30 protein-coding genes and 1 tRNA gene are annotated in these 26,407 nt (G+C 67.3%); 22 read left to right on the top strand and 9 right to left on the bottom strand.

The window, feature by feature from the left end; translation table 11 throughout:
• Nucleotides 1–16: 16 nt before the first annotated feature.
• A complete protein-coding gene (locus L0C25_RS17035; RefSeq protein ID WP_271632887.1) occupies nucleotides 17–766 on the bottom strand; it encodes an MIP/aquaporin family protein in 750 nt (249 codons plus the stop codon).
• Nucleotides 767–929: 163 nt separating this feature from the next.
• Here L0C25_RS17035 and L0C25_RS17030 point away from each other — a divergent pair, with 163 nt between their 5' ends.
• The 4 genes from L0C25_RS17030 to L0C25_RS17015 all read left to right on the top strand — a co-directional run bounded on the left by L0C25_RS17030 (nucleotide 930) and on the right by L0C25_RS17015 (nucleotide 4,983).
• Nucleotides 930–1,691, top strand: coding sequence for an IclR family transcriptional regulator (locus L0C25_RS17030; RefSeq protein ID WP_271632886.1), 762 nt, complete (start codon nucleotides 930–932; stop codon nucleotides 1,689–1,691).
• Complete coding sequence (gene glpK, locus L0C25_RS17025) at nucleotides 1,688–3,196, top strand: glycerol kinase GlpK (RefSeq protein ID WP_271632885.1); 1,509 nt, start codon at nucleotides 1,688–1,690, stop codon at nucleotides 3,194–3,196. Before L0C25_RS17030 ends, glpK begins: the two co-directional genes overlap by 4 nt.
• A gap of 96 nt (nucleotides 3,197–3,292) precedes the next feature.
• On the top strand, nucleotides 3,293–4,861 hold the full coding sequence (locus tag L0C25_RS17020) for a phytoene desaturase family protein (RefSeq protein ID WP_271632884.1): 1,569 nt from the start codon (nucleotides 3,293–3,295) through the stop codon (nucleotides 4,859–4,861).
• 49 nt (nucleotides 4,862–4,910) lie between these two features.
• Nucleotides 4,911–4,983 (top strand) — tRNA-Lys (locus L0C25_RS17015).
• Nucleotides 4,984–5,049: 66 nt separating this feature from the next.
• On the opposite strand, the gene L0C25_RS17010 is transcribed toward L0C25_RS17015, so the two are convergent.
• Nucleotides 5,050–6,162 (bottom strand): tyrosine-type recombinase/integrase, encoded by a 1,113-nt coding sequence (locus L0C25_RS17010; RefSeq protein ID WP_271632883.1) that lies wholly within the window; start codon nucleotides 6,160–6,162, stop codon nucleotides 5,050–5,052.
• Nucleotides 6,163–6,167: 5 nt separating this feature from the next.
• A complete protein-coding gene (locus L0C25_RS17005; protein WP_271636848.1) occupies nucleotides 6,168–6,698 on the bottom strand; it encodes a helix-turn-helix transcriptional regulator in 531 nt (176 codons plus the stop codon).
• A 91-nt stretch (nucleotides 6,699–6,789) separates the two neighbouring features.
• Here L0C25_RS17005 and L0C25_RS17000 point away from each other — a divergent pair, with 91 nt between their 5' ends.
• The 11 genes from L0C25_RS17000 (at nucleotide 6,790) to L0C25_RS16950 (ending at nucleotide 15,152) form a co-directional block, all read left to right on the top strand.
• On the top strand, nucleotides 6,790–6,975 hold the full coding sequence (locus tag L0C25_RS17000; RefSeq protein ID WP_271632882.1) for a helix-turn-helix transcriptional regulator: 186 nt from the start codon (nucleotides 6,790–6,792) through the stop codon (nucleotides 6,973–6,975).
• A gap of 1 nt (nucleotide 6,976) precedes the next feature.
• On the top strand, nucleotides 6,977–7,252 hold the full coding sequence (locus L0C25_RS16995) for a hypothetical protein (protein ID WP_271632881.1): 276 nt from the start codon (nucleotides 6,977–6,979) through the stop codon (nucleotides 7,250–7,252).
• Nucleotides 7,253–8,893, top strand: coding sequence for an AAA family ATPase (locus tag L0C25_RS16990; RefSeq protein ID WP_271632880.1), 1,641 nt, complete (start codon nucleotides 7,253–7,255; stop codon nucleotides 8,891–8,893).
• A 559-nt stretch (nucleotides 8,894–9,452) separates the two neighbouring features.
• Nucleotides 9,453–10,925, top strand: coding sequence for a terminase large subunit domain-containing protein (locus tag L0C25_RS16985; protein WP_271632879.1), 1,473 nt, complete (start codon nucleotides 9,453–9,455; stop codon nucleotides 10,923–10,925).
• Nucleotides 10,926–10,936: 11 nt separating this feature from the next.
• Entirely contained in the window at nucleotides 10,937–12,226 is a 1,290-nt protein-coding gene (locus L0C25_RS16980) for a phage portal protein (protein WP_271632878.1), read from the top strand.
• Entirely contained in the window at nucleotides 12,223–12,801 is a 579-nt protein-coding gene (locus tag L0C25_RS16975) for a hypothetical protein (protein WP_271632877.1), read from the top strand. The genes L0C25_RS16980 and L0C25_RS16975 overlap by 4 nt, the downstream gene beginning before the upstream one ends.
• Complete coding sequence (locus L0C25_RS16970; protein WP_271632876.1) at nucleotides 12,798–12,998, top strand: hypothetical protein; 201 nt, start codon at nucleotides 12,798–12,800, stop codon at nucleotides 12,996–12,998. Before L0C25_RS16975 ends, L0C25_RS16970 begins: the two co-directional genes overlap by 4 nt.
• A complete protein-coding gene (locus tag L0C25_RS16965; RefSeq protein ID WP_271632875.1) occupies nucleotides 12,985–13,425 on the top strand; it encodes a hypothetical protein in 441 nt (146 codons plus the stop codon). The genes L0C25_RS16970 and L0C25_RS16965 overlap by 14 nt, the downstream gene beginning before the upstream one ends.
• Nucleotides 13,426–13,585: 160 nt before the next feature.
• A complete protein-coding gene (locus tag L0C25_RS16960; protein WP_271632874.1) occupies nucleotides 13,586–14,437 on the top strand; it encodes a phage major capsid protein in 852 nt (283 codons plus the stop codon).
• A 2-nt stretch (nucleotides 14,438–14,439) separates the two neighbouring features.
• On the top strand, nucleotides 14,440–14,766 hold the full coding sequence (locus L0C25_RS16955; protein WP_271632873.1) for a hypothetical protein: 327 nt from the start codon (nucleotides 14,440–14,442) through the stop codon (nucleotides 14,764–14,766).
• 41 nt (nucleotides 14,767–14,807) lie between these two features.
• Entirely contained in the window at nucleotides 14,808–15,152 is a 345-nt protein-coding gene (locus L0C25_RS16950) for a DUF6093 family protein (protein ID WP_271632872.1), read from the top strand.
• Nucleotides 15,153–15,908: 756 nt separating this feature from the next.
• Here the strand turns inward: L0C25_RS16950 and L0C25_RS16945 are convergent.
• From L0C25_RS16945 to L0C25_RS16935, 3 genes are all read right to left on the bottom strand, one after another.
• Nucleotides 15,909–16,535, bottom strand: a complete 627-nt coding sequence (locus L0C25_RS16945) for an NAD(P)H-dependent oxidoreductase (protein WP_271632871.1) — start codon at nucleotides 16,533–16,535, stop codon at nucleotides 15,909–15,911.
• Nucleotides 16,532–17,647 (bottom strand): LLM class flavin-dependent oxidoreductase, encoded by a 1,116-nt coding sequence (locus tag L0C25_RS16940; protein WP_271632870.1) that lies wholly within the window; start codon nucleotides 17,645–17,647, stop codon nucleotides 16,532–16,534. The genes L0C25_RS16945 and L0C25_RS16940 overlap by 4 nt, the downstream gene beginning before the upstream one ends.
• 61 nt (nucleotides 17,648–17,708) lie before the next feature.
• Complete coding sequence (locus tag L0C25_RS16935; protein ID WP_271632869.1) at nucleotides 17,709–18,545, bottom strand: enoyl-CoA hydratase; 837 nt, start codon at nucleotides 18,543–18,545, stop codon at nucleotides 17,709–17,711.
• A 162-nt stretch (nucleotides 18,546–18,707) separates the two neighbouring features.
• Between L0C25_RS16935 and L0C25_RS16930 the strand changes: the two genes are divergently transcribed.
• A complete protein-coding gene (locus L0C25_RS16930) occupies nucleotides 18,708–19,166 on the top strand; it encodes a MarR family winged helix-turn-helix transcriptional regulator (protein WP_271632868.1) in 459 nt (152 codons plus the stop codon).
• An 89-nt stretch (nucleotides 19,167–19,255) separates the two neighbouring features.
• Nucleotides 19,256–19,468: a type 2 periplasmic-binding domain-containing protein gene (locus tag L0C25_RS16925; protein WP_271632867.1), complete on the top strand. Its 213-nt coding sequence runs from the start codon at nucleotides 19,256–19,258 to the stop codon at nucleotides 19,466–19,468.
• A 116-nt stretch (nucleotides 19,469–19,584) separates the two neighbouring features.
• On the opposite strand, the gene L0C25_RS16920 is transcribed toward L0C25_RS16925, so the two are convergent.
• Complete coding sequence (locus tag L0C25_RS16920; protein ID WP_271632866.1) at nucleotides 19,585–19,962, bottom strand: hypothetical protein; 378 nt, start codon at nucleotides 19,960–19,962, stop codon at nucleotides 19,585–19,587.
• Nucleotides 19,963–20,091: 129 nt separating this feature from the next.
• Here L0C25_RS16920 and L0C25_RS16915 point away from each other — a divergent pair, with 129 nt between their 5' ends.
• The 3 genes from L0C25_RS16915 to L0C25_RS16905 all read left to right on the top strand — a co-directional run bounded on the left by L0C25_RS16915 (nucleotide 20,092) and on the right by L0C25_RS16905 (nucleotide 23,299).
• The gene (locus L0C25_RS16915; RefSeq protein WP_271632864.1) at nucleotides 20,092–20,553 is read left to right on the top strand and encodes a hypothetical protein; all 462 of its coding nucleotides are present in this window, start codon (nucleotides 20,092–20,094) and stop codon (nucleotides 20,551–20,553) included.
• Between the two features lie 365 nt (nucleotides 20,554–20,918).
• Nucleotides 20,919–23,138 (top strand): arylsulfatase, encoded by a 2,220-nt coding sequence (locus tag L0C25_RS16910; RefSeq protein ID WP_271632862.1) that lies wholly within the window; start codon nucleotides 20,919–20,921, stop codon nucleotides 23,136–23,138.
• The gene (locus L0C25_RS16905; protein ID WP_271632861.1) at nucleotides 23,135–23,299 is read left to right on the top strand and encodes a hypothetical protein; all 165 of its coding nucleotides are present in this window, start codon (nucleotides 23,135–23,137) and stop codon (nucleotides 23,297–23,299) included. The genes L0C25_RS16910 and L0C25_RS16905 overlap by 4 nt, the downstream gene beginning before the upstream one ends.
• An 86-nt stretch (nucleotides 23,300–23,385) precedes the next feature.
• Here the strand turns inward: L0C25_RS16905 and L0C25_RS16900 are convergent, their stop codons facing one another.
• A complete protein-coding gene (locus tag L0C25_RS16900; RefSeq protein ID WP_271632860.1) occupies nucleotides 23,386–23,835 on the bottom strand; it encodes a DUF6069 family protein in 450 nt (149 codons plus the stop codon).
• Nucleotides 23,836–24,106: 271 nt separating this feature from the next.
• Here L0C25_RS16900 and L0C25_RS16895 point away from each other — a divergent pair, with 271 nt between their 5' ends.
• Both L0C25_RS16895 and L0C25_RS16890 read left to right on the top strand, forming a co-directional pair.
• Nucleotides 24,107–24,469 (top strand): YciI family protein, encoded by a 363-nt coding sequence (locus L0C25_RS16895; RefSeq protein WP_271632859.1) that lies wholly within the window; start codon nucleotides 24,107–24,109, stop codon nucleotides 24,467–24,469.
• 24 nt (nucleotides 24,470–24,493) lie between these two features.
• On the top strand, nucleotides 24,494–25,705 hold the full coding sequence (locus L0C25_RS16890; protein ID WP_271632858.1) for an RNA polymerase sigma factor: 1,212 nt from the start codon (nucleotides 24,494–24,496) through the stop codon (nucleotides 25,703–25,705).
• A 78-nt stretch (nucleotides 25,706–25,783) separates the two neighbouring features.
• Here the strand turns inward: L0C25_RS16890 and L0C25_RS16885 are convergent, their stop codons facing one another.
• The gene (locus tag L0C25_RS16885; protein WP_271632857.1) at nucleotides 25,784–26,341 is read right to left on the bottom strand and encodes a dihydrofolate reductase family protein; all 558 of its coding nucleotides are present in this window, start codon (nucleotides 26,339–26,341) and stop codon (nucleotides 25,784–25,786) included.
• Nucleotides 26,342–26,407: the final 66 nt, after the last annotated feature.

Raw genomic sequence — 26,407 nt, 5'->3', positions numbered from 1 at the left:
TGGTGTTGGGGCGCGATCAGAAGGTGACCTGCGAGAGGAGTCCCGCGATCACGCCTCCCACGATCGGGCCGGCGATCGGCACCCACGCGTATGACCAGTCGCTACCCCCCTTGCCCTTGATGGGCAGGAGGAAGTGCGCAATCCGTGGGCCCAGGTCGCGGGCGGGGTTGATGGCGTATCCGGTGGGCCCGCCGAGCGAGGCACCGATACCGACGACGAGCAGGGCGACGTACAACGCGCCGAGCTCGGCGGGAGAGTCTCCTGGGCCGAGGCTCACGATGATGTAGACGAGCACGAAGGTCGCGATCACCTCGGTCACGAAGTTCCAGGCGTAGTTGCGAATCTCCGGCCCGGTCGAGAACGTGCCGAGCTTCGCTGCCGGCTCCGCGTCCGGGTCGTCATAGTGCTGCTTGTACGCGGCCCATGCCAAGACGGCGCCGAGGAACGCGCCGACCATCTCGCCACAGAGGTAGACGATCGTCGATCCGAAGTCGACATCGACATCGGCCACGCCGCCGTACGTATCGGCGCCGGACGACATGATCCCGAACGTCACGGCGGGGTTCAGGTGGGCGCCCGACTTGTACGCGGCGAAGACGCCGGCCATGACCGCGAGACCCCAGCCGATGTTGACCAGCAGCCAGTCACCGCCGACGCCTCTGCCCTTCGTCTTGCCGAGCAGGACGTTGGCTACGACACCGACACCGAGCAGCGTGAGCATGCCGGTGCCGATCACTTCACTCACGAACACTTCGCCTAGAGACATGAACTCCCTGCATTTCGTCTTCACGGTCGCCGATCCGGCGGCCTCGCCAATGCCGCGCCGTCGGAATCCCGGTTGCCTGCGCGACTGCCGCGACGGTATGGCCTCGATGTGACACAGGTCAACGTGTAGCGTTCGACCATGTCGAACGCTAGGAGGTAATCCGATGCCCGGGAACGTGCAGTCGGTCGAGCGCGCGATGGCGGTGCTGACCGTCCTGGGCCGTACGGGCAGGCCGCTCGCATTGCATGAGATCGCGACCATGTTGGGGCTGGCGAAGCCGACCGCGCACGGCATCGTACGTACTCTGCAGGCCGGCGACTTCGTACGACAGGATCGCGAGTCCCGCCGCTACAGCCTCGGTCGGGCGTTCGACATGCTCGAACAGGCCCGCATCGATCCGCACGACCTGCGCTCGATCGCGATGGGCTGGACGGACTCGCTCGCCGCTCTCACCCACCTCGAGACGATCATCGCGGTACCGACGGCCGATGGCGCCGAGGTGATCCATCACGTGTTCCGCCCGGACAACAGTCCGCAGGATCTGCGGATCGGCGAGGAGCTGCCACTGCACGCGACGGCGGCGGGCAAGGCGTTGCTCGCGTTCGCGCCTGGCCTGCCCCCGCAGGACCAGCGCAGCATGGACCGGTTCACCCGGCGGACGCTCGTGACCTCCACTCGGCTCGAACGCGAGGTCGCCCGCGTACGCGAGGCCGGCATCGCGGGAGACCGCGGGGAGTACCGGCCGGGCACCGGCGGTGTCGCCGTGCCGCTTCGCGGACCGGCCGGGCTCGGAGTTGCCGCGCTCGAGCTGGTCGGCCCCGTCGATCGCCTCTTCGACTCGAACGGCGCCCCCGATGCGACGCTCTCGCGGCACCTCAACGCGATGGCTCGCACGATCACGCGCGCGATCGGCCAGGCGCGATGAGCGGATCGGTCATCGCCGCGATCGACCAGGGCACGACGTCCACCCGCTGCCTGCTGTTCGACCATGACGGCCGAATGCTCGCCGTCGCCCAGCGCGAGCACCACCACACGTACCCGCGGCCGGGGTGGGTCCAACACGACGCCGACGAGATCTGGCGGATCGTCGAGAAGATCGTGCCGAACGCCTTACGAGACGCGGATGCGTCCCTCGACGACGTTGCCGCCCTCGGCATCGCCAACCAGCGTGAGACGACCGTGGTGTGGGATCCACACACCGGCCGTACGCTCGCTCCCGCCATCACCTGGCAGGACACCCGTACCGACTCGATCGTCGAGCAGATCGAGGCGGCGGGACACGTCAACCTGTTCCGCGAGCTCGCCGGCCTACACCCGTCGGCGTACTTCTCAGGTCCTCGGCTGCGGTGGCTGCTCGACAACGTGCCGCGGCTGGAGGAACGCGCCCGTACCGGACGTGCGATGTTCGGCACGATGGAGAGCTGGCTGGTCTGGAAGCTGACCGGCGGCCCCGACGGCGGCGTGCACGTCACCGACGTCACCAACGCGAGTCGCACGATGATGATGAACCTGCGCACGCTCGAGTGGGACCAGCGACTCCTCGACGTACTCGACATCCCCGAGCAGATGCTGCCCGAGATCCGCCCGAACTCGCAGGTGTACGGCCGCTGCTCCGCCGTGCTGCCCGGCGTACGCATCGGTGGCGCGATCGGCGACCAGCAGGCTGCGCTGTTCGGGCAGACGTGCTTCGCGAGCGGGGAGGCGAAATGCACGTACGGCACCGGTGCGTTCCTGCTCGTCAACACCGGCGACCGGATCATCGACTCCTCCGACGGGCTGATCCCGACCGTCGCGTACGTCGACGGCGACGGCGGTGCGCGGTACGCGTTGGAGGGCTCGATCGCGATGACGGGATCGCTCGTGCAGTGGCTACGCGACGCCCTCGAGATGATCCCGTCGGCACCGCAGATCGAGACGCTCGCGCGTACGGTCGACGACAACGGCGGCTGCTACATCGTGCCCGCGTTCTCGGGGCTCTTCGCACCACGATGGCGGCCCGATGCGCGCGGGGTGATCGTCGGCCTCACGTCGTACGTCGAGAAGGGACATCTCGCGCGGGCGGTCCTCGAGGCCACCGGTTGGCAGACATGGGAGGTCGTCGAGGCGATCAAGGCGTCGCACATCTCGTTGCGGTCGCTGCGCGTCGACGGCGGGATGACCGCGAACCATCTGCTGATGCAGTTCATCGCCGATGTGCTCGATGTGCCGGTGGAGCGTCCGCTCGTGTCCGAGACGGTGTCGCTCGGCGCTGCGTACGTCGCGGGGCTCGCCGTCGGCTATTGGGCCGACCTTGCTGTGCTGCGTCGCAACTGGCATCGCGCCGCGCTCTGGCGCCCGGCGATGGACCCGACGCATCGCGCGGGCGAGGCGCACAACTGGAACGAGGCGGTGACCCGCACCCTCGGTTGGGGCACGCACGCGCCACGCTGACGGCCGCCTTTCCGACGTCGGTGTGGCACCGGTGGAATAGGTATCCACCGATCGCACACCGACTCCACGATGCGCCGCGCCAGATACCCTGCCCGGATGGCACCTGAGACGCAGCTCCCCCGACACTGCGATGTGGCGATCGTCGGCGGCGGACACAATGCCCTCGTGGCCGCGGCGTACCTCTCGCGAGCGGGACTCGACGTCGTCGTGCTCGAGCGGTCCGATCACGTCGGCGGGGCTGCCGTCAGCGAGCGTCCCTTCCCCGGGGTCGACGCTCGGTTGTCGCGCTACTCGTACCTCGTGAGCGTCATGCCGGACGAGCTGATCGCCGAGCTCGGGCTGAACCTCGACCTCCGCTCCCGTCCGACCGCCTCGTTCACGCCGACGCTCGTCGATGGTCGCGCCGGTGGGCTCTACGTCGAGCAGGACGAGGGTCCGGTGACGGCCGACTCGTTTCGTACGGTGACCGGATCCGATCGCGAGTACGACGCGTGGCGGCGCTTCTACGCCGAGGTCGGCGACTTCGCACAGGCCGTGGCGCCCACCCTGCTCGAACCCCTGCCCGCAGCCTCCGACGTACGTACGCGGGTCGACGCAGCGGTGTGGCGAGACCTGGTCGAAGAGCCACTCGGCCATGCCATCGAGAACCGCTTCGACGACGACCTCGTACGCGGGGTCGTTGCAACGGACGCCCTGATCGGGACCTTCGCCTCGTTGAGCGACCCGACGCTCATCCAGAACCGCTGCTTCCTGTACCACCTCGTCGGCAACGGAACCGGCGAGTGGAGGGTCCCGGTCGGCGGGATGGGCGCGGTGACCGCCGAGCTCGCCCGGGTCGCTCGCGAGGCCGGTGCCCGACTCGTGACGGGGCATCCGGTGACGAGCGTCGAGCTATCCGAGAACGGCGCGTCCGTGGCCGTTGGGGACGCGACGCTCGAATGTGACTGGGTGCTCGGCGGGATTGCGCCGGCGGTGCTCGATCGGCTCCGCGGCGTGCGGCCGTCCGCCGAGCCACGGGGTGCCCAGCTCAAGCTCAATCTGCTCGTCGACCGGTTGCCGCGGCTTCGATCGGGCGTGGACCCCGCGCTCGCGTTCGCCGGCACCCTGCACGTCGGGGAGTCGTACGCGCAGCTCCAGCAGGCGTACGACGAGGCCGCCGGCGGTGTTGCGCCGAGGAACCCACCGGGCGAGCTGTACTGCCACACGCTGACCGATCCGTCGATCCTGTCGCCGGAACTCGCCGCGGCCGGCGCGCACACGCTGACGTACTTCGGTCTCCACATGCCGCCCGAGGTGTTCGAGCCCGACGTCGAGTCGGCCCGATCGGGTGCCGTCCACGCCGCACTCACCGCGCTCGACGCCCATCTCGACGAGCCGATCGAGTCGGTGCTCGCCCGCGACGAGAACGGCGATCCCTGCATCGAGGCCAAGACGCCACAAGACGTACAGGCCGCGTTGGAGATGCCGGGCGGACACATCTTCCACGGTGACCTCAGCTGGCCGTGGCGCGAGGACCGGTCGGCCGACGACCCCGCGTCGCGATGGGGCGTCGCAACCGACCACCCCCGACTGCTGCTCTGCGGCAGCGGCGCACAGCGTGGTGGCGCAGTCAGCGGGATCGGCGGCCACAACGCCGCGATGGCCTTGCTCGAGGCCCACGGTTGACCTCGATTTCGGGGATGGCGGCCGACGCTGATACAGTAACTCTGCTCTTGCGGCATTAGCTCAATTGGCAGAGCAACTGACTCTTAATCAGTGGGTTCGGGGTTCGAGTCCCTGATGCCGCACGCTGCCCCCGGTATTCCGGGGGCTTTTGCGTTCCCAGGGTTCGCGAGTGCCCGTTTAGTGCCCGCTTACTCCAACGCCCGAGCAGCGGCCGCGTTCGCCGCCCGACGCCCCATATACACGTCCTGAGTCATGCTGACCTGGGCGTGACCCAGGTGATCGGCTATCTGCCGCGCCGTCATCCCTGCCTCGTCGAGCCGGGTCGCAACGGTCTTGCGGAACGTGTGCGACGAGACCCACTCGAAGCCCGCCCGATCGAAGACGCGCCGTAGGTCGCCTGCGGTGTTCGACGTGTCCCTGATCCTGCCGAGTGGCGACGGGAACAGTACGACGTCGGTGTTGATCTTCGGCTCCTCGATCCGTCGGCGCAGCATCGTGACGATGCCGAGCGGTACGGCGATCACCCGCCACGAGCTCGCGGTCTTGGTCCGCTCCTCGAGCCCGAAGTCGGTGACCGTGGCGTTGACCTCGATCGTGCCCGCGTCGAGGTCCACTTGCGGCTCGCGGAGGCCGCACGCCTCACCGATCCGCGTACCCGTGCCGAGCATGAAGACGCAGAGGTCGACGAGATCGTAGGCGATCGCGTCCTCGTCGGCGCTGATCATCTTCGTGAGACGTTTCGCCTCATCCCGCGTCAGGGCACGCGCTGGAGTAGTCGGGACCGGGATCGAGTCGGAGTCGCGGACCGGGTTCACGCTCAAGGCTCCGTACGCCATCGCGAGCTTGACGAGGCCGGAGACCACCGTCTTCGCACCCTTCGCCGTGGGCGCTCCATGGTTGGCGCGTACGGAGCCGATGAAGCGGTTGACCGCCGGCACGTTGAGTTCGCGAACCCGGAGTTCGCCGAGACCGTCACGCACGAACGTCTCAGCGATCGTCCGATAACGGGCCTTCGTCGATTTCGATCGGTCGGACACCTCGACCTTCTCGAGCCAGATGTCGATCACGGCGCAGACCTTCGTCTCGCCCCTGATCTCGCCGTCGACGGGCGCGGAGGACCGATCGGCAAGGGCGCCCTTCAACGCGTTCGTCGCTGCGGTCTTCGACGTACCGAACCGCACGACGTACCGGACCCGCCCGTCGTAGTCGCGGAAGCGTGCCCGTGCGCGGTGCCGCTTCGGACCGAGCTCGCGGATGGAGATCGACCCGAAGGTGCCGACCGGAAGCGGTGGCCTACCCATATTGCCTACTCCTCATCGGCGCTCTCTCCCCATGCCGCACGTGGATCGGTGTGCACGGCTGTGATGCCGCCGCGCCCGATCGGACTGTCCTCGAAGTCGCGGACTCCCCGAGCGGCTACATCGCTCGCGAGGCTGTCGCCGGCCCAATCGTCAGCGTGCTCACGCAGTTGCGCGGGCAGCTCCCCGGCGTGCTTCTCGACCAAGAAGGCGAGCGAGCGCCGCAGATACTCCAAGCTCGCGATGCTGGCGCGGGCGCTCTCGGCAGTGTCGATGAGCTGCCGCAGGACCTGGCTCACCTTCTCGGCAGGCTCGACGTCCGGCTGATACAGGTACTCGACGCTGACCGAGAGAGCTTCCGCGATCGCGACCGCCTCGGTCAGCTTCAGCGGACGCGAGCCCTTCTCGATCTTGAGGATCGTCTGCTGTCGGAAGCTCTCGTCGACGTGGCGGGCGAGTTCGGTCTGCGACATGTTGACCGCCTGGCGCAGCCTCCGAATGTTAGCGCCTACCGCCTCGTTCAATCGCTCATCAGTCATAGTCACAACATACACCATCTCGGCGTGTTGGTTCACGCGTTGTTGGTGTGTACTGTTATGGTGTGCTTATCCACACCAGGAGGTTGTGAGCATGACGAAGCTACTTCGAGTCTCTGAGGTCAGCGATCTGACCGGCATCCCCGAGGCCACCCTGCGGTTCTGGCGGCATCAGGGCACCGGCCCGAAGTCCGCCAAGCTCGGCCGGCGCGTCGTCTACCGCGAGGTCGACGTCATCGCGTGGATCGACGCTCAGTTCGACGACAAGGCGTCCGCGTGACATGGCGACTTCGCGAGGGGGTGAGGATCGCGACGCGTACGTGGCGAACTTTCAGCGCAGAGTGATCATGGACGCGCTGGCTCACGGCACGATTTCGTACTACCGCCGTCGTGCCGCCGCGTTCAATGCGGTCGGTACCACCGAGTGCGACGCGATCGCGCTCGCGTGCTCGAATCACGCCGCGTTCATCGAGAGGTACGGACTCGACCAGGACGAGTTGCTCCGCGACCTGTTCGCCGTCGCCGTGTTCGGCGTCACCGACGAGGAGGTTGCGTAGGTGATCGACGTCAAGTATCCGCTACCCGCTCGGCAGCCGTACCCACCGTTCAAGAATCCCGACGACTGGCGGGGGTCCCGAGAGACGACCGCATCCGAGACGAGGGGTGCGCTCATCCGCCAGGTGGTCGCTGACGCGACCGACGACCACATCGGCAAGCACGCGAACCGCGACCATCCCTGGTGTGTCCTCTGCGAAGTCCGGGTTCAGAACGACGGCGTCATTCCGCCAGAGCCGCATCAGCTCGCCCGCTGGCTGCGCGACACCCTCAACGATGCCCAGATCACCGTCACGCCCGAGCAGATGGAGCAGGTCGAGGATGCATGGAAGCGCGACGAACTGCCCGACACGCCCGACGGCTACGGCATCCCAGCCAACCTCGGAATCCCCGACGAGGCTGTCCCCGCGATCAACGACTTTCTGATCGGCCTCGACACGTACACAGGCCTACAGTCCGAGGCGCGGCACGACACCACCGCTCGCGCCACCCGGTACCTGATCCTGAACAACCGCCCGCCCGTCGACGACTACGACCCCGACGAGGACGTGGCCAAGTTCGACGACGAGTTCCTGACCCGCAGCGAGCTCAACGACCTGCCGCAGGCCGAGCCGCTCATCGAGGGCGTCATCCCGCGCCACTCGTACGGGATCCTCCGCGGCCGTGACGGCACGTACAAGTCGTTCGTAGCGCTCGACTGGGCGCTCTGCCTCGCCACGGGTCAGCTATGGCAGGGCCGGTACGCCGAGCGCGTACCCGTCCTGTACATCGCGGGTGAGGGCGCGTACGGCATCGCCTCACGCGTCGCCGCCTGGGAGCGGGCCAACAACGTGAAGGTCGACGACGAGTGGTTCGTCTCTCGCCGCTCAGCACTGAACCTCCACCGACCCGGCCCGGCGTTCGACCACCTGCTCGCGCACATCGAGCAGGGAGGCTACGGCCTCGTCATCGTCGACACCCTGCGCCGAGTCGCTGGCGCGGCTGACGGCAACAGCTCGGAGATGGGCGCGGTCGTCGACAACCTCGACCGGATCAAGCGCGCCACCAACGAAGGATCGGCTCTCGCACTCGCGCACACCGACAAGGGCGACAACGACACCCGCGGCTACTCCGGTATCGAGGACGACGCCGACTTCGTATGGCACGCCAAGCGCGACGAGGACAACCTCGAGCTGACCAACACGAAGATGAAGGACGGACCCGACGGCGTGACCGTGCACCTGCGTACGTCGTCCATCGACGGCTCCCTCGTGCTGGTCGGGTCCGACGGTATCGACACGAGCAAGACCACCGAGTCCCAACTGACCCTGCTCGACACGCTGCGCCACACCTTCCCCGACGGCGCGCACACGTCGCCGCTGATGAAGGCGTCAGGACTCCCAGAGCGCACGTACTACCGAGCCATAGCCGAGCTGCGAGACGCCGGACACGTGACCAACACCGGCACGAAACAGCGCCCGTTCCACGAACTCGTCCGTTCGGAGGACTGCCATCCACTGCCAGACGGAAACCCTGACCTGACCTGCACGACTGCCACGACTGCCACGACTGCCGTCAAACCCGGTGACACTGCCACCACTGCCACCCCTCTTATAGGTGGCAGTGGCAGTCCGGAGTGGCAGGCAGGAGAGGAAACAGCATGAAACCCTGCCTCGACTGCGGCGTTCCGACGTCGGATACCCGCTGCCCTGACTGCGCTGGTCCGCTGCCCTCTGAGGTACGACGCGGCTCGGCTCGAGAGCGTGGGTACACGTCAGCGTTCGACCGGCTCAGTCGTCGTGCTCGCAGGCTTCAGCCGTTCTGCCTCGATTGTGGGAGTCCAGACAACCTGACGCTCGACCACCTGCCCGAGGCGTGGCGTCGGCACTACGCCGGCAAGCCACCGAGGCTCGAGGACTACGAGGTCGTGTGCAACGACTGCAACGTCGCTCGTGGATCGTCGCGTCCTGGCTCTCAGCGGGCTCGTGAGGACCAGGGGGAGCGCCCCGCCGGAAAGGGTCAGGGACCGCGGGGCAAGGCGCAGGGGCAAATGAACTTGAGCCTTCAACCTTCCCCGACCGAGGCGGGCATGAGTACGCGTGCGATCGCCCCGGTGGTCGGCGTGTCGCATCCGACTGTCATAGCCGACCAGCGAGCAGGTGGTAGGTCCCTACCACCTGAGCCTGACCGCCTGACTTCCGAGCCCGACCACGGGGCGGACTCGTGAGGTCCGGGAACAAGGGCAAGCTCGAGAACGAGCTCGTGCCGCTGCCGTTTCGACCTCGGAGTGCGGTCGAGTCCGAGCGGTTCCTCGCGTTCGCTGACAAGTTCCTGCGAGTCCCGAAGGGCACCGGGGCGCGCGGGAAGCTCCACCTGCGCGACTGGCAGGTCGACATTGCCGCCGACGTGCTCGACTCCGGGGCGCGCACGGTCGGCGAGATGCTGCCGCGCGGGTCCGGCAAGACGACACTCAACGCGGCGTTCGGCCTGCACTGCCTGTTCACCTGGGGTGAGGGCGCCAACGTCGTTGTGGTCGCCGTGGACGAACGACAGGCCGGCCTCGCGTTCTCTGCTGCTCGCCGGATGGTCGAGCTGTCCGAGGATCTCTCGAGCCGCTGCCACGTCTACCGGGACAAGCTCGTACTGCCGCTGACCGACTCCACGTTCCAGGTGCTGCCCGCGACGCCGGCCGCGCTCGAGGGACTCGACTACGTGCTCGCCATTGTCGACGAGGCCGGCGTGGTCTCCCGCGACATGTTCGAGGTCGTCCAGCTCGCGCAGGGTAAGCGGGAACGGTCGGTGCTGGTCGCGATTGGCACCCCTGGCCCGAACCTCGACGACCAAGTGCTGCTGAGCCTGCGCGAGTACGCCGCGGAGCATCCCGAGGACCGTTCCCTCATCTTCCGTGAGTGGTCGGCCGCCGGGTTCGAGGACCATCCGGTCGACTGCCGCCACTGCTGGACCCTGAGCAACCCGGCGCTTGGTGACTTCCTGCACGAGGACGCCATGACGGCGCTACTGCCGCCCAAGACGCGCGAGGCCACGTTCCGACGTGCTCGGCTGTGCCAACTGCCTGCCGACGTCGACGGGAGTTTCCTACCGCCGCACGTCTGGGACGGACTCGGCACGGGCGAGGTCATCCCGGACGGCTCGCGGGTCGTCGTGAGCTTGGACGGGTCGTTCAGCGAGGACTCGACCGCGCTCGTGGTCGCGACGGTCTCCCCGACGCCGCATCTCGACGTCGTGAAGGTGTGGGCCAAGCCTGCCGACGATCCCGAGTGGCGCGTCCCGGTGCTCGAGGTCGAGCAGACCATACGAGACGCCTGCCAGCGCTGGGACGTCGCCGAGATCGTGGCCGATCCGTTCCGGTACAACCGCACCCTGCAAGTCCTCGAGGCGGAGCGGCTGCCCGTCGTCGAGTTCCCGTGGTCACCGTCGCGCATCACCGCTGCCACGGGCGACTTCTACAACGCGTGCATCGAGGGACAGCTCACCCATTCCGGCGACGGCACGCTCGCCGCCCATATCGCCGCCGCGGTCCTGCGAGAGGACACCCGCGGTTTCCGTATCGACAAGACGTCAAGGTCCCGCCACGCAAAGAAGATCGACTGCGCTGCGGCTGCCCTGATGTGTCACAGCCGAGCCGTCTGGCTCGGTCGCAAGCCCCGCAAGCGGTCGCGTTCGTTCGCGGCCTGAATGGAGAACCCATGACCGACAAGTTGCTCGACACCCTGATCAAGAAGCTGGACGCCCCGCAGTCGACGTACGCCGCACTCGAGGCGTACTACAACGGCCTACAGCCGCTCTCATTCCTGAGCCCCGAAGCCAAGACTGCCCTGGGTGATCGCCTGCACCGCGTCTCGGTGAACGTGCCGCGTCTGCTCGTGGAGGCCGTGGCCGAACGTCTCCGCATCGTGGGTTTCGACGGTGCCGAGGTATGGCCGGCCTGGCTTGCGAACGATGCCGATCAGACCTCGGGGGCAGTGCATCGCGAGGCGCTCGCGACCGGGACGAGTTACATCCTGTGCTGGGGCAACCCGGACGGCTCTCCGAACATCTCCGCGGAGTCGGCGAAGCAGGTAACCGTCCTGCTCGACCCCGGCACCCGTCAGCCTGTCGCCGCGCTCAAGCGGTGGAACACCGACAGCACGACCGAGGCGTCGTTGTTCGAGCCGCATCGGGTGACCCGGCTCCGGGCGAACACCCGCGGCGCGACGACTGGCGGCCTACGCGTCGTGGAGACCCTCGACAACCCGCTCGGTCAGGTGCCCGTCGTGCCGTTCGTCAACAGTTCGGGGATCCTCGACGAGGGCCGCTCGGAGATGGCCGATGTACTCTCACTGACCGACGCACTGGTCAAGGTTTCGACCGATGCCCTTGTGGCAAGCGAATACACCGCACGGCCTCGAAGATTCGCGACAGGAATCGAGCTTGAGCTCGACGAGGAGACCGGCGAGTCCGTGAATCCCATTCCAGAGGGCGATCGGGCGATGGTGAGCGAGTCGCACGAGGCTCGTTTCGGACAACTTCCCGGAGCCGACCTCGCGGGATACGAGACGATGATCCGCACCCTCGTGCAGGAGATATCGGCCGTCACGGGACTGCCGCCGCACATGCTCGGCCAGCAGGGCGACAATCCAACCAGCGCAGACAGCATCCGCGCATCCGAGGCCGCACTCACCGCACGTGCCGAGGCCCGCCAGCAGGCGTTCGGCCGTAGCTGGGAGCAGGTGGGCAGGCTGGCCGTCGCCGTGCGCGACAAGGTGTCTCCGAGCTCGGTCGACGTCCGCGTGCGCTGGGCCGACGCCGCGACCCGCTCGGTTGCTCAGGAGGCCGACGCCGCGGTCAAGCTGGTGCAGGCCGGTGTGCTGCCCGCGTCGTACGCGCTGCGCAAGCTCGGGTACAGCGAGGACGAGATCACCGAGATTCGGCAGGCCCGCCGGGTCGAGTCGGTCGACGCGCTCGGGGTCGACCTCGGTCAGGTCGTGACGTCATGACGGCCCCGACCGAGCAGGTTCCGCCGAGTGCCGAGGGCGTGCTGTTCCAGCAGTACGCCGACAGCCTCGCGACGATGGCCGAACGCGCGGGCGTCGCACTGTTGGCGCAGTGGATCGCGGGCGCACTGTCAGACATGGCCTGGCAGACACAGCTTGCCCGCCTGTTCATCCGGGTGAACCGGGGCGGCACCGTCGTGGCCGACCTGTACGCCGCTCGACAGCTTCGCCTCATGGGCATTGACGCCTCACCGCTCGGCCTGAGCCTGCCCGACGACGTAGCCGAGGTCCAGCGCCTCACGAAGGCGGTCACGACGCTGAGCGAGGCCCTGGACGACCCGGAGTCCCTCGAGCCTCGCGTCGTACGGGTGGCCCGCTCCGAACCCGTCAACGCCATGCAGCAAGGCGTCGTACGCGCGTACGCCGAGCACGGCGTCGGAGGCTACCGCCGTGGCCTCGACGCCGATCCGTGTCCGTTGTGCCAGTGGCTCTACAAGGACGGGTACGTCTACCCAGGCGGCACCCCGTTCCACCGGCATCCCGGATGCCAGTGCGAACCCGTCCCGGTGACCGCATGACCAGCCCGACCGACGACACCTGGACCGAGGCATGGCGACGTCACGCCCGCGAGTACCACCCGATCCAGACCCTGACCGAGGACGTCGACGGGCAACCGCTCGGCGTCACCCGGCACCGGGTGAGCGGATTCATCATCTCGGCCGACCAGATGGCGGCCATCGCCAACGACGAAAGGAAACCCCATGATGACCACTGACACCAGCACCGAGACCACCGAAGCCACCGAGACGCCGCAGGACCCGCCCGAGAGCGACGAGCAGACCGCCGAGGAGACCGAGGGTCGCAGGGGCAACCCCGAGGCCGCACGCTACCGCGTGGAGCGCAACGAGGCCCGTGCCGAACGTGACGCCCTGCTCGAGCGCATCAGTGCTCTGCAAGCCGCCGAAGTCGGCCGACTCGCGGCCGGACCCGGCAAGCTCCACGACGGATCCGACCTCCCGTTCTCCGAGACACTGCTCGACGACGACGGCAACGTGGACCGCGAGAAGGTCGACGCCGCAGTGGCCGAGCTCGTGGAGGCGAAACCGCACCTGGCACAGCCCGCGTACGGCGGGGACGTCGGGCTCGGCAACCGTGGCGGGTCCGACACGTCGACCACCTGGGCGAGCGTGATCCGCAGCTAGGTACCCCTGTCGGGTATCATGGGGGAGTCGGGACAGGTGCAGGCATCGTCCCGGCTCCCCTCGCTAGAGCGAGACCGTGTGAGGCGTTGACCGCCCGCGGCATCCGAAGTCCCCGAATCCCGGAGGACTCGTGATCATCGTTAGCGGAGGAATAACCACCATGGCCATGTACACATCGACAGACGACGTAGGCGGCCTGCTCCCGGAGCAGATCGGCGCGCTCGTCGTCCAGCCCGTCCTCGACGGATCGGTCGCCGCTCAGACCGGGACCGTCGTCAACGTCTCCTCGACCTCGTACCGCGTGCCCCTCGTCACCGAGGACCCGAGCGCCGCATGGGTCGCCGAGGGTGCAGAGATCACCCCGGACGACGCCACCATGGACGAGCTCGAGGTCACCCCGTCGAAGGTGGCCGGACTGACCATCATCAGCCGCGAGCTCGCCGAGGACTCGAGCCCCGCGGCTCAGCAGGTGGTCGGTGAAGGTCTCGCCCGCGACATCTCGCGCAAGGTCGATGCGGCGTTCTTCGCCAACACGACCAGCAACGGACCGGCCGGTCTCGGGTCGCTCACGACCTCGGTGGTCGGTGGCGGCTGGACCAACACGGACCCGTTCGCCGAGGCCATCTCCAAGGCCGAGGCTCAGGGCGGCAGCCTGAACTTCTTCATCGCCAGTGCCGCCGACGCGCTCACGCTGGCGCAGGTGAAGAAGGCGACCGGCAGCAACGAGCCGCTCCTGGGTGCGTCGGCGACCGAGCCGGGCCAGCGCCGCATCCTCGGCGTCCCCCTCGTCGTGTCGAGCCAGCTCACCGCGGGCACCATCTGGGGCATCGACTCCCGGTTCGTGCAGTTCGTCGTCCGCGACAACACGAGGCTGGAAGTCGACAAGTCGGCGTACTTCTCGTCCGATCGCGTCGGCGTGAAGGCAACCATGCGTGTGGCGTTCGCGTTCACTCACCCGCTGGCCCTCGTCAAGCTCACCGAGGACGACGAGTCCAGTTCGAGCTCGAGCTGACCATGGCCGAGCCGCTACCCGGCGACGTCGTCGCGTTCATCGGTCGTACCGGTGACGCGGCGGCGCTCGGCCTGGCCGCCAAGCACCTCCCGGCCGTCCGCGCCATGGTCCGTGCCTACGTGCGCGGCAAGGGATTCGACGCGTCCACCGATGCGCCCAGCGTCGACCTCGCGGCCGTCATCGTGTCCTCGTGCGCGCGTCTGGTCGTCAACCCAACCGGCACCGTCGAGGAGTCGATCGGTGAGCTGACGATCCGTCACGGCACGTTCTCAGGGTGGACGTTGCCCGAGCTCGCCGTACTCCACCAGTACCGCAAGCGGGCTATGTGATGCGCCCCAACGTGGAGTTGCTCCGTGGCCGGATCGGGGACATGCTCTCCGATACCGGCACGGTCAGCTACGACACCGGCGAGACCGAGTGGGACGACGAGATCGGCGAGGAGACGCCCATCTTCGCCGACCGCTACACCGGCCCGATGCTGGTCCGCCCGCAGTACGCCACACCGGCCGAGTTCGACGCCGGGGGCGCACAGTGGACCGTCAGCCGATACGACGTCACGCTGCCCGCCGACACCGACGTGAGGATCGGCGACCGCGTGCAGGTCGAGTCAACGTTCGATACCAAGCTCGCCGACACGTTCATCTACATCACCGACGTACCACTCGACTCCTGGCAGATCGCCCGATTCTGCATCGCCGAAAAGTCGAGCTCCTAGCCGGCGTCAACGCCACCGGCCCGCACGGGGACTCCATGAAGTCGCTCACCCGCCGGAACCGGAACGATGGTGCGAGAGCGGTTCCCTATCCTTTCGACCGCACCGACCGCACCAGCGCCGAACAGAACGCCACCCCCGAAATCGAAGTCTGCCGGGGGTGGCGTTCTCACATGGTCCGAGACCATGGTGCCCGCTTAGTGCCCGCAAATCTGCCGAAAACAGCCACCTATCACCAACACTCGTAAACAGCAATACGCCCATGGTTGAGCGAGTATCGCGATCGTCCACCAACGTCAAATCGTCCTGAGGCAAATCAGTGGGTTCGGGGTTCGAGTCCCTGATGCCGCACCACACAGGCCCTCCAAGGCCGCAGACCATGCTGTACTCACCCTTTGGTCAAACTGGCGGCCTCGCCGGTCTGACCGGAGTCGATGAACAGCTCCAGGTCTTCACTGGCAGGTGGGTTCGCGCTGAGTTGGGTCTCAGCGGTTGCGTCCCTCACGGCGCCGTCGCGCTGTCGGCGCTTTACACCTTCGCTTCCGCATATCAGGATTGTCTTGGTATCAGCATCTCTTCTTGGGTGCCGTGTCTGACCGCCCGTGCCGGCGGGTTGTGTTCCGGCCGGCCCGGGATGCAGACGTCGACGGTCGGTGTGGCCGGAACAGAGCGACGATCAGGGCTCCGGAGACCGTGACTGCGTTCGTGCGAGTCTTCTCCGGCGATAGGGCGGTCCCGTCGAAGCTTGGTTGGCCCGTGTCAGCTGGCTGTGGCTCGGGTAACGAGCAGCCCGATGACATCGGTGATCGCCATCTCGATGCGACCGTAGACCCGTGGGGTGAGCAGGGTCGTACCGTCGAAATCACTGGAGGAGGCAAAGACGGCGACCGGCACGGTCAACGCTTGGAAGAACCCGAACAACGGGCGCAGCGCGTGCTCGAGGACCAGCGCATGGTGCTCACCTCCCCCCGTGGCCGCGAGGAGCACGGGCTTGTTCGCGAGCGCGTACTGGTCGACGAGGTCGAAGAAGTGCTTGAACAGGCCTGCGTAGGACCCGCGGAACACAGGGGTCGCGGCGATCAGCAGGTCGGCCTGCTCAACCCGTCGTAGAGCGTCTTCGACGTCGGACGCGATGCCCTCGCGTTCGAGGGCGCCGGTGAAGGTAGGGCCGAGGCGGTAGACATCGACACGCGCCTGCTCGATAGCTACGGCTTCGTCGGCGAGCATGCGGGCAAGGGTCTGCAGCACCACGTCGACGAGTCCCATCGTCTTGGATTTCTCACTGGGGCTGCCATTGACCACGGCGACGCGCAGTGCACGTCGGGGCGTGGCCGTAACCTGCTCGCCAGTTGAGGTTGTCGGCGCATAATCGAGTTTGCTCGTCATGCCGGATCTCCCTTCCGTGCCGCGACTTCCCGGCGGACCACCGGGGCGACCTCGGTGCCGAGCAGATCGAGCGCCTCCAGCACCTCGTTCTGTGGCATGCCGCCGAATCCAACCTGGATCAAGGCTCGATCCAGGCCGTAGATGTCGTGGTAGGCGAGCAGCTTGTCGATCACCTCCTGGGGACTGCCGACGACGAGGCCGGCGGCCGGAGAGGTCTGAGCGTCGAACGCCGCCCGCGGCATGGCAAAACCACGGCCGCGCTGGTGGTTGTTGTCCATCATCCCCTGGGCGAAATACGGATACATCACATCCCGTGCTCTCCGGCTGGTGCGGGCGACGTAGCCGTGCAGGTTGATACTGGTCCGCAGCGTCGCCGGGTCGTGACCTTCCTGCTCGGCAGCCTGCCGGTACAAGTCGACGGTCTGCTCATGGAGAGTGAGCGGGCCTAGAAGCAGCGCAAGGGCCATGGGAAGGCCCAGCCGTCCTGTGCTGATCGCTGAGGCCTGGGTGCCGCCGACGCCGACCCAGATCGGTAGCAGGTCCTGGACCGCACGCGGTCCGATGTCGGCGTTGTCGAGGTCGGGTCGGAATCTACCCTGCCAACTGATGGGGTTTCGTGCGCGGATCTGGAGCAGGAGATCGAGCTTCTCCCGGAAGAGGTCGGCGTAGTCGGCCAGCTCGTAGCCGAATAGCGGGAACGACTCGGTGTAGGAGCCGCGGCCGGCGATAATCTCGGCACGCCCACCGGAAAACTGGTCGAGCGTGGCGAACTGCTCCCATACCCGGACCGGATCGTCCGAGCCGAGCACGGTGACCGAGCTGGTCAGGCGGATCTTCTCGGTCGCCTCGGCAGCAGCCGCCAGAACCATCGCCGGGGCCGACCCGACGAAGTCGGTGCGGTGATGCTCACCCACAGCGAAGAGGTCGAGTCCAACCTGGTCTGCGACTCGGGCCTGCTCGATCGTGTCGCGGGACCGCCGTTGCCCTGTCGGCGTGCTGCCCGTGACCGGGTCGGCGGTGATCTCGACAAACGTCATCTGTCCTATCTCGAACGCGGGCCGCTCCCTGGAATCGGCCACATGGCCGGGGAGGGTGACGTCGGTGTCATACATGTTCTGTCTCCTTTCGTTTGGGGAACCGGAACCGGGCGCGGAACGGTCGGGACGGCCGAGATCACACCTCGGTGTCAGGCAGGCCCCAGATCTCGCGGGTGAGGGCGAATCCAGCGGGGTCGATGTACGCGCCGTCGTGCGCGATGCGGCTGTGCGCGTGTCCGAGCGTGTGCACCGCGAACGCCGCCTGGAGCGCGTTCCACTGCCCCTGAATGTCCAGCGTTTGGTTCACGGACTTCTTGGCCATTCGAAGGCCAAAAGCGGGACGGGCTGCGATGCGCGCGGCGAGGGTGAGCGTGGCGGGCTCCAGTTCATCGCGCGCGACGACGCGAGTGACCATGCCGATCTGCTTCGCTTCCGTCGCCGTCATCGTCTCCCCGGTGAAGAGGAATTCCTTGGCCCTGCGGGCGCCGAGCTCCCACGGATGCATGAACAACTCGACGTGACTGATGCCGAACCCGGTCACCGGGTCGGCGAAGGTCGTGTCCTCGCTAGCCACGATCAGGTCGGCGGGCCACATCGTCATCATGCCGCCCGCGAAAACCCGACCCTGGACGGCGGCAACGACTGGCTTCGGGAAGTTGCGCCAACGCCAGTGCAGCTCGAGGAAAACCTCCGTCTCCCACGCCAGGTCGCCCGCTACGCCGTCGCGCCCGAATCCGCCCTCCAGCGTGACCTGGTCCATGCCTTCAATGCTGAACAACGCCTCGACGTCGTGGCCGAGCGAGAAATCATCGCCTTCTGCAGCGATCACGAACACAAGTACCGAGTCGTCGGCTGCTGCCCGCCTGTACGCCGCGTCGAGTTGATAGAAGAGCCGCACGTCCTGCATGTTCCCGTTCTCCGAACGGGTCAGCGTCGCCCGAGCCACGCCCGGATTCGGCTCGTCGTACCTCACACGATCGCCCATCGGCCCCGATTCAGGTCGTTCGTTCTCAGTCATTGTGTTCTCCTCTTCGGGCTCGAGACGACATCTGTGCCGTCATCCAGGATAACTCTGCCTGCGCAGACAAATATTCCTGCTGTCTGTGCAGACACGCGTTGCGGTAGGCTGGCGCAAATGACTGCACCGCGCTTGACCGAACTGGAGCAGGAGGCGTGGCAGGGCTTTCTCTACACGCACGACCGCTTATGGACCGAGGTCGAGGCTGGACTGGACCCGTTGAACGTCAGCATGGCGGAGTACAGCGTCCTGGCATTGCTCGGCCGCGCCGGCCGTCACGGCATGCGCATGTCGGATCTCGCCAGGCAGCGCCTGATGTCGACCGGTGGTTTCACTCGCCTTGCGGACAGGCTTGAACGCCGCGGCCTCATCGAGCGTAAGCAGGCTGCCGCGGACAAGCGCGGTTTCGTTGCAGTGCTGACTCCAGAAGGCCGGACTGTCCTGCGCAAGGCATGGCGACAGCAGCATGCGGACCTGCGTCGCCTCTTCTTCGACCGGCTAAACGATGACGACCTACGGGACCTGGCGCGCATCTGGGCGACCCTCCGCCCTGAGGAGGACGTGCCCGGCCCTTGAGGGCACGGCCCCGGACGCCGTGATGGCGCCCGCTCGAGCAGCGCGGCAGTGGCCGATCAGAAGTTCATCTCAGCGTCCCGGTTTGTAGCGTGGGTGACACGGCTGCCGTCACGCTGCCTGCCCCGTGCGGTTCGGTCATCGCCGTCGAGCCGGCGTCGGTTCGTACGCTGCGCTGCGACGGCGTGCACTATCTCGAGCCACGCGACGACGACGCATCCAGCAAAGTGCAGGCCGCTGTCCGCGTTGGCGAAACCAACCCGACCGCGATCGACCTACACGAGCTGCTCATCGACAACCAGTGATCAGTTCACGTGTGGCAGGTCAGCGCCTACGAACACCAGTGGGTTCGGGGTTCGAGTCCCTGATGCCGCACCACACTGGCCCCTCGGGCCGCAGGCCAGGTGACTTGCCGCTGACGTCACCTGATCCACCGGGCAGCTGCCTCGTAGGTGGTTGCGGGGGTGCTGTTGAACGCGATGGCCGCATCGGGTGCGTGTCGCCGAACCAGGTTGACTACCTGCTCGAGTAGTTCGACCTGATCGTCGGAGTGTCGAAGTCCACCGCCGACGGTGACGCACTCCCACGCATGGGCCTGCAGCGCGTCGCCGACGACCGCTTGCACATCGTCGCTTCCGTCGAGACCGACCAGGCAGGTCTCGACTCCGACACCATGTGCGGCGAACTTCGCCAGGCCCGCCTGGATCCCCTCGGCCACCGGGGCGGGGTCCCATGGCCCGGGCACGCGGTACGGATCGAGCCCGATCACGAGGACGCGAGGCGAGGAGGTGGTGTCCACGTCTGGACGATACTCGCGGACGGACCGCATGGTCGCCGGGGCGATCTCGACGTGAGCGAGCGTGCGGTGGATCCGGTAGCGATGGACCCGGACACTGATACCGTCCGGCACACAACAGAGAGGGCTGCGATGCTCAGAGGTGTCACGGTCGCCTTGGTGGCGGCACTTACGTTCTCCGTCACGACGACCGCGGCGCACGGCGCCGATCCGTCCCAGGATCGGGCTGAGACGGCCGGCGACGCGACCGCAAAGCGCTGGCATATCACCGGTCACTGGCAGGGCAAGCGCGACAACACGCTGGGGTTCTACATGCGCACTCAGCTGCGGATCAAGCGCAACGACGCGGGCAGGCTAAGCGGAACCGCGGTGTACCGCTCCACATCCGACGGGTCGGTGCTCTGTCGTACGAAGCTGCGCTTCCTCAAGCGCACCAAGACCGGCTGGCGGGTCTTCCGTGAGCGAGCATGGTTCGACTCCGGCAACTGCGGCAATGGGCGCACCCGGGTTCACAAGTGGCCGAAGAACCGGCTCCAGGTGTACTGGTTCGACGGCAGCGGCATCCGCGAGAAGGGCAGGCTCCACCGGCCGTAGCCGGCGCAGGGAGGCGGCGCGTACGAGTGCCGCCGAGTGCCGCGCTGCATCGAGACGTCGAGGTTCACCGCCCACGTACTCGGGCAGGGGGTGATGTCCCAACCGCAACCGCCCGGCAGGAACGCGGCAACTCGTCTTGTGGGGATGATGCCTTCGGCCGTCGCCCATTGCAGAATCCAACAGTGCCTTGCGTACAACGCCGCGCCAGCAGGTGCGAACGAGGAAGCCATGGGGATGGGTGAACGACGCGGGGTGCCCAGGACGGTGCGGACATCAGCCTGAGCGTTGCACGGCGCTTCGTCGCAAGCAGAGCTGGGTGACGGGGCCCGAGTTGTCGGGCCGGGCACGACCGACGGGAGCACATCATGACCAGACCGTTCAAGGGTGTCATCAACCTCGACATTCGCGACTCGGTACCTGACTGGGAGCCGTACGAGCAGCCCACGGCGCCCGACGGCGCACCGAACGTCATCTTCGTCGTGTGGGACGACACGGGCTTAGGTGCGCTTTCGCCGTTCGGCGGGCCGATCGAGATGCCGACCCTGCAGCGACTCGCGGACGACGGCCTGCGCTACTCCCAGTTCCATACGACGGCGATCTGCTCGCCGACCCGCGCCTCGATGTTGACCGGCCGGAACCACACCACGGTCGGAATGGCGTGCATCGCCGAGGCGACGACGGGGTTCCCCGGATCGAACGGGCACATTCCGTTCGAGACCGCCACCATCGCCGAGGTCCTCGGCGAGCGCGGTTACAACACGTACATGCTGGGCAAGTGGCACTGCTGTCCAGAAGACGAGACGAACATGGCCTCCTCGAAGCGCAACTGGCCGACCGGCCGCGGCTTCGAGCGCTACTACGGGTTCCTCGGCGGCGAGACCAACGACTGGTACCCGGATCTCGTCCAGGATCAGCAGTTCGCGGACCAGCCCTATGACCCGCCGAAGGACGCCGAGGAGTGGGCCGAGGGCCTGGGCGACAAGTACCACCTGTCCAAGGACCTCGTCGACCGAGCGATCGGGATGATCGGCGATGCGAAGCAGGTCGCTCCCGAGCGGCCGTTCTTCATGTACTTCTGCCCTGGTGCGAACCATGCTCCGCATCATGCTCCCAAGGAGTGGGCGGACAAGTACCACGGCGTCTTCGACGAGGGCTACGAGAAGATCCGCGAGCAGATCCTCGCCAACCAGAAGCAGCTGGGGATCCTCCCGGAGAACACCGAGCTGTCGCAGATCAACCCGATGGCCGGAGTGACGAGCGTGGACGGCAAGGAGCAGTCCCCGTTCGACCTCGTCCGTCCGTGGGACTCCCTTTCCGAGGGCGAGAAGCAGTTGATGGTCCGAATGGCCGAGGTGTACGCCGGATACTCCAGCTACACCGACCACGAGCTCGGACGGCTGATCGACTACCTCGAGAAGACCGGCGAACTCCACAACACCTTGATCGTGTGGATCTCGGACAACGGCGCGTCGGGTGAGGGCGGTCCGAACGGATCGGTCAACGAGAACAAGTTCTTCAACAGCGTCATGGACGACATGGACGAGAACCTGACGTTCCTCGACGCGCTCGGCTCGCCCGAGACGTACAACCACTACTCGACAGGGTGGGCGTTCGCGTTCAACACGCCCTGCAAGATGTTCAAGCGACACACGTGGGAGGGCGGCGTCGCCGACCCGATGGTCGTGCATTGGCCGGCTGGGATGAAGGCGCGAGGCGAGGTCCGTCATCAGTACGCGCATTGCAGTGACATCGTCCCCACCGTGTACGAGTGCCTGGACGTCGAACCACCGGAGGTCGTCAAGGGTTACACGCAATGGGCCCTGGAGGGCACCAGCTTCAAGTACAGCTTCGACGACGCCACAGCGAAGACCCAGAAGCCCAGCCAGTTCTACGTGATGCTCGGGACGAGGGCGATCTGGCGCGACGGCTGGAAGGCAGAGGCACTCCACGCCGGCGCTCCGTCCGACTGGAGTCACTTCTCCGAAGACAAGTGGGCGCTGTACCACGTCGACGAGGACCGCTCGGAGTGCCACGACGTCGCCGACGAGCACCCGGCCCTCCTCGAGGAGCTCAAGGCGCTATGGCACTTCGAGGCCGGGCAGTACCACGGCCTTCCGCTCGAGGACCGCACCGCGATCGACGTCCTGACGACGCCGCGACCACAGATGAGCGCGCCCCGCGACCAGTACGTCTACTTCCCGGGCACCCTCGAGGTGCCCGAGGCGGTCGCGGTCAACGTACGAGGACGATCGTTCAAGATCGCTGCCTCCCTCGACATCAAGAACACCGACGCAGGCGGCGTCGTGTTCGCACATGGCCACCACTTCGGCGGGCACGCGCTCTACCTCAAGGAGGGCAGGCTCCGATACGTGTACAACTATCTCGGCGAGAAGGAGCAGCTGCTCGCCTGCGACGAGGCGCTGCCGCAGGGGAGCTGCGTCGTCGGCGTCGAGTTCACGAAACAGTCCCAGACTCCCGGAGCGACGACGGGCTCGCTCGCGATGTTCATCGGCGACACGCTGGTCGCCGAGCTCGATGACGTCATGATTCAGAACGGCAAGTTCAACCTGTGCGGAGAGGGTTGAACGTCGGCCGCGACGGCGGCGCCCCGGTGACCTCGGACTACCCGTTCGACAGGCCCTGGGCCCTGGAAGGCGCTACGATCGACCAAGTGATCGTCGACGTCTCGGGCGAGCCCTACGTCGACCTCGAGAAGGAAGCACTCGCGATGATGAGTCGCGATTAGCGTCCTTCCCCCGAGCCGGTGAACCACGGCCTTCAGCTCCGCCACGAACGCGGCGGAGCGAGGGCATCGGCACCGTTCGAGCCCGATCATCGCGTACGTGCGAGCCGCCCCGCCAGGGTCGGTACCACGATCGCCGCGGCGACCGTGTGCAGCATGATCAGGGTGGCGGCGGAACCGCCGTCGAACCCGAACGTGAGATCCGGGACGAAGGACAGTGCGGTCAGAGCGACGGACGTCCGCACGAACGTCGTCCGCGGCCGACGCGCCTTGCGCGCCATGACGGCGGCCATGCCGACGCCGACGAGCGAGAAGACCAGCGTCAGCTGTGCGAACGCGGCGATCGGGATGCTCGTGCCCGTGCTGTCGGCGAACGAGACGCCGGAGGCCGACGCGATCGCCGCCAGGACGGTCGTCGCGACCGAGGCGATGGCGGCAGAGGCGACTCCGTGCTTCCAAACCGGCTGCCGACCTGCCGCCGCGGCCGGCGCGCTGGGGGTCGTACGAGTGGGGACCTGGGTGCTGGTGGTGGTGGACATCTCGAGCTCCGTTTCCTCGGCGGGCCGCACGGTGCGACCCGCTCATACCCCGTCCACGAACGGGCGGGCACGGATCCGACAGGTTCCGAGAAAGAAATGTTTTGACGCTCCGATGCGCGGTGAACAGCGCCGGGACGGAGGCGGTGCGATCCGCGACAGCGCGCCGAACGGCAGCTAGCCTCGACGGTGGCGGATGTCGTATCGGCGGAGTGCCGTTCGTGGTGGGAGTACAAGGCGGTCACCGGGACCGCCCGGACTGAGGAGAAGTCAGATGACGCACTACCTGATGGCCGTGCACGGCCCCGCCGAAATGAGCGAGTTCGGCAACTACGGCTCCGAAGAGGAGATGGAGGCGGCGTTCGCCGCGACCGGCGCCTTCAACGACCAGCTGCACGCCGACGGCTATTGGGTCTTCGGCGGCGGGCTCCAGGCGGCAACGACGGCGACCGTCGTCGATGGCCGGGGTGAGGCGCCGCTGGTGACCGACGGCCCGTACCTCGAGACCAAGGAGGTCATCGGCGGCTTCTGGGTCGTCGACGCGCCCGATCTCGATGTGGCGCTCGGGCTCGCCGCCAAGGCGTCCAAGGCGTGCCGGGGCAAGGTCGAGGTCCGCCCGTTCGACGGCATTGCCTGAGCCGGCCCGGGCGACGACCGATCGATGCGCAGCGAGTCGGCGGCCGTCGAGCGGGTCTTCCGTGAAGAGTACGGCCGCGTGATCGCCTCGCTCGTCCGCCGCTTCGGTGACATCGACATCGCCGAGGAGGCGGCGGGCGAGGCGCTCGTGGCCGCGCTGGAGAAGTGGCCGGAGTCCGGAACACCGCCCAACCCCGGAGGCTGGCTCACCACCACTGCGGGCAACCGCGCGATCGACCGGATCCGCCGCGAGAAGCAGCGCGATGCGAAGCACCAGGCGGCCTACATGTCATACGACGACACACCTCACGAACCCACCGGACCGGTCGAGGACGACCGGTTGCGGCTGCTGTTCACCTGCTGCCACCCCGCGCTCGCGCCGGAGGCACGAGTCGCGCTGACGCTCCGCCTCCTGGGTGGGCTGACCGTGACCGAGATCGCGCAGGCGTTCCTCGTGGCCGAGACGACCATGGGGCAGCGGATCACGCGTGCGAAGAAGAAGATCGCGGCCGCGAACGTGCCCTACCGGGTGCCGGAGGCCGCCGACCTCCCCGACCGGCTCGGAGGTGTGCTGACCGTACTGTTCCTCGTCTTCAACGAGGGCTACCTCGCCACCGGCGACGGCGACCCGGTGCGCGCCGAGCTCACCGGCGAGGCCATCCGACTGACCCGGGTCCTCCGCGAGCTGCTCCCCGGCGAGCCGGAGGCGGCCGGGCTACTCGGGCTGCTGGTACTCACGGAGGCCAGGCGCGAGGCCCGGGTGCGGAATGGGCAGCTGGTCCCGCTCGCCGAGCAGGATCGCGCCGGCTGGGACCACGCACTGATCGCGGAGGGCCACCACCTCGTACGCGAGTGCCTCGCGATCAACCGACCCGGCCGTTATCAGCTACTCGCCGCGATCAACGCCGTCCACACCGACGCTCCCAGCGCACCGGATACCGACTGGTCGCAGCTCGTCGCGCTGTACGACCAGCTGACTCAGCTCGACCCGTCGCCGATCGTGGCACTCAACCGCGCCGTCGCGGTCTCGGAGCTGGACGGCCCGGAGGTCGGCCTCACCCTGGTCGACCGCCTGCCGCTCGTGGGCTACCACGCGTGGCACGCCACCCGCGCCGACCTGCTCCGCCGGCTCGGCAGGACCGCCGAGGCGAAGGAGTCGTACGACGCCGCCATCGACTCCACCCAGAACTCCGCCGAGCGCGCGTACCTCAGCAGGAAGCGCGGCGAGCTGGTCTGAGCGGTGTGACCACTCGGCAGGATGCTGTCGGCGACCGGGTCGTCGGGCCGACCGGCACCGCGCGCCGATGCGTGGCTCCTAGGCCCGGCCGAAACGCATCAGGACGACGCCCGAGGGAAACGTCTCGGCGGAGCGCAGGCGCAGACGAGTGGGCCCGCCGAACAGGGCTTTTCCCTCGCCGATAGCCGTCGGATGCACGAGCAGGTGGTACTCGTCGATCATGTCCAGTTCTCGTAGCGCGTCGATCACGCCGAGACTGCCATAGATGACGAGATCGCCGTCGCCGTCGTTCTTGAGGTCCGTCACCGTGGCCGCATCGAGCGACTCGATGCGCGAGGTGTTGCCCCAGTCTGCGGTCCTCCCGGATCGGGAAACGACGAGCTTGGGCATGTCGTCCACCCGCTGCGCGTAGGCACGGCGTTCGGGTGGCTGACTCTCGTCGCGAGCCATCGCGGGCCAGGCCCCGGCGAAGTCCCCGTGGGTGATCCGGCCGAGCAGTAGCGCCTCGGCGTCGGTCACGAGGGAGATCTCGTACTGCATCATCTGGTCGTCCGGCGACAGCCAGTCCATCTGGTCCTGTGGTCCGGCCACATATCCGTCGAGCGTGGTCCACATTGAAACAACGATTCTGCGCATGCAGTGCTCCGTCTACTGGTCGGCCGAAACGTGTGGTTGCCTGTGCAGACGAGACCGAGGACGAAA

The sequence above is a fragment of the Solicola gregarius genome (assembly GCF_025790165.1).
GTDB lineage: Bacteria > Actinomycetota > Actinomycetes > Propionibacteriales > Nocardioidaceae > Solicola > Solicola gregarius.
The sequence above is the reverse complement of the archived record's forward strand: the minus strand, read 5'-3'. Positions and strand labels throughout refer to the sequence as shown.

Excerpts from the sequence above, each read along its gene's own strand:
- L0C25_RS17035 (WP_271632887.1), bottom strand. The coding sequence starts at position 766 with ATGTCTCTAGGCGAAGTGTTCGTGAGTGAAGTGATCGGCACCGGCATG.
- L0C25_RS17030 (WP_271632886.1), top strand. The coding sequence starts at position 930 with ATGCCCGGGAACGTGCAGTCGGTCGAGCGCGCGATGGCGGTGCTGACC.
- glpK (WP_271632885.1), top strand. The coding sequence starts at position 1,688 with ATGAGCGGATCGGTCATCGCCGCGATCGACCAGGGCACGACGTCCACC.
- L0C25_RS17020 (WP_271632884.1), top strand. The coding sequence starts at position 3,293 with ATGGCACCTGAGACGCAGCTCCCCCGACACTGCGATGTGGCGATCGTC.
- L0C25_RS17010 (WP_271632883.1), bottom strand. The coding sequence starts at position 6,162 with ATGGGTAGGCCACCGCTTCCGGTCGGCACCTTCGGGTCGATCTCCATC.
- L0C25_RS17005 (WP_271636848.1), bottom strand. The coding sequence starts at position 6,698 with ATGACTGATGAGCGATTGAACGAGGCGGTAGGCGCTAACATTCGGAGG.
- L0C25_RS17000 (WP_271632882.1), top strand. The coding sequence starts at position 6,790 with ATGACGAAGCTACTTCGAGTCTCTGAGGTCAGCGATCTGACCGGCATC.
- L0C25_RS16995 (WP_271632881.1), top strand. The coding sequence starts at position 6,977 with ATGGCGACTTCGCGAGGGGGTGAGGATCGCGACGCGTACGTGGCGAAC.
- L0C25_RS16980 (WP_271632878.1), top strand. The coding sequence starts at position 10,937 with ATGACCGACAAGTTGCTCGACACCCTGATCAAGAAGCTGGACGCCCCG.
- L0C25_RS16975 (WP_271632877.1), top strand. The coding sequence starts at position 12,223 with ATGACGGCCCCGACCGAGCAGGTTCCGCCGAGTGCCGAGGGCGTGCTG.
- L0C25_RS16970 (WP_271632876.1), top strand. The coding sequence starts at position 12,798 with ATGACCAGCCCGACCGACGACACCTGGACCGAGGCATGGCGACGTCAC.
- L0C25_RS16965 (WP_271632875.1), top strand. The coding sequence starts at position 12,985 with ATGATGACCACTGACACCAGCACCGAGACCACCGAAGCCACCGAGACG.
- L0C25_RS16960 (WP_271632874.1), top strand. The coding sequence starts at position 13,586 with ATGGCCATGTACACATCGACAGACGACGTAGGCGGCCTGCTCCCGGAG.
- L0C25_RS16955 (WP_271632873.1), top strand. The coding sequence starts at position 14,440 with ATGGCCGAGCCGCTACCCGGCGACGTCGTCGCGTTCATCGGTCGTACC.
- L0C25_RS16950 (WP_271632872.1), top strand. The coding sequence starts at position 14,808 with ATGCTCTCCGATACCGGCACGGTCAGCTACGACACCGGCGAGACCGAG.
- L0C25_RS16945 (WP_271632871.1), bottom strand. The coding sequence starts at position 16,535 with ATGACGAGCAAACTCGATTATGCGCCGACAACCTCAACTGGCGAGCAG.
- L0C25_RS16940 (WP_271632870.1), bottom strand. The coding sequence starts at position 17,647 with ATGTATGACACCGACGTCACCCTCCCCGGCCATGTGGCCGATTCCAGG.
- L0C25_RS16930 (WP_271632868.1), top strand. The coding sequence starts at position 18,708 with ATGACTGCACCGCGCTTGACCGAACTGGAGCAGGAGGCGTGGCAGGGC.
- L0C25_RS16915 (WP_271632864.1), top strand. The coding sequence starts at position 20,092 with ATGCTCAGAGGTGTCACGGTCGCCTTGGTGGCGGCACTTACGTTCTCC.
- L0C25_RS16910 (WP_271632862.1), top strand. The coding sequence starts at position 20,919 with ATGACCAGACCGTTCAAGGGTGTCATCAACCTCGACATTCGCGACTCG.
- L0C25_RS16900 (WP_271632860.1), bottom strand. The coding sequence starts at position 23,835 with ATGTCCACCACCACCAGCACCCAGGTCCCCACTCGTACGACCCCCAGC.
- L0C25_RS16895 (WP_271632859.1), top strand. The coding sequence starts at position 24,107 with ATGACGCACTACCTGATGGCCGTGCACGGCCCCGCCGAAATGAGCGAG.
- L0C25_RS16890 (WP_271632858.1), top strand. The coding sequence starts at position 24,494 with ATGCGCAGCGAGTCGGCGGCCGTCGAGCGGGTCTTCCGTGAAGAGTAC.
- L0C25_RS16885 (WP_271632857.1), bottom strand. The coding sequence starts at position 26,341 with ATGCGCAGAATCGTTGTTTCAATGTGGACCACGCTCGACGGATATGTG.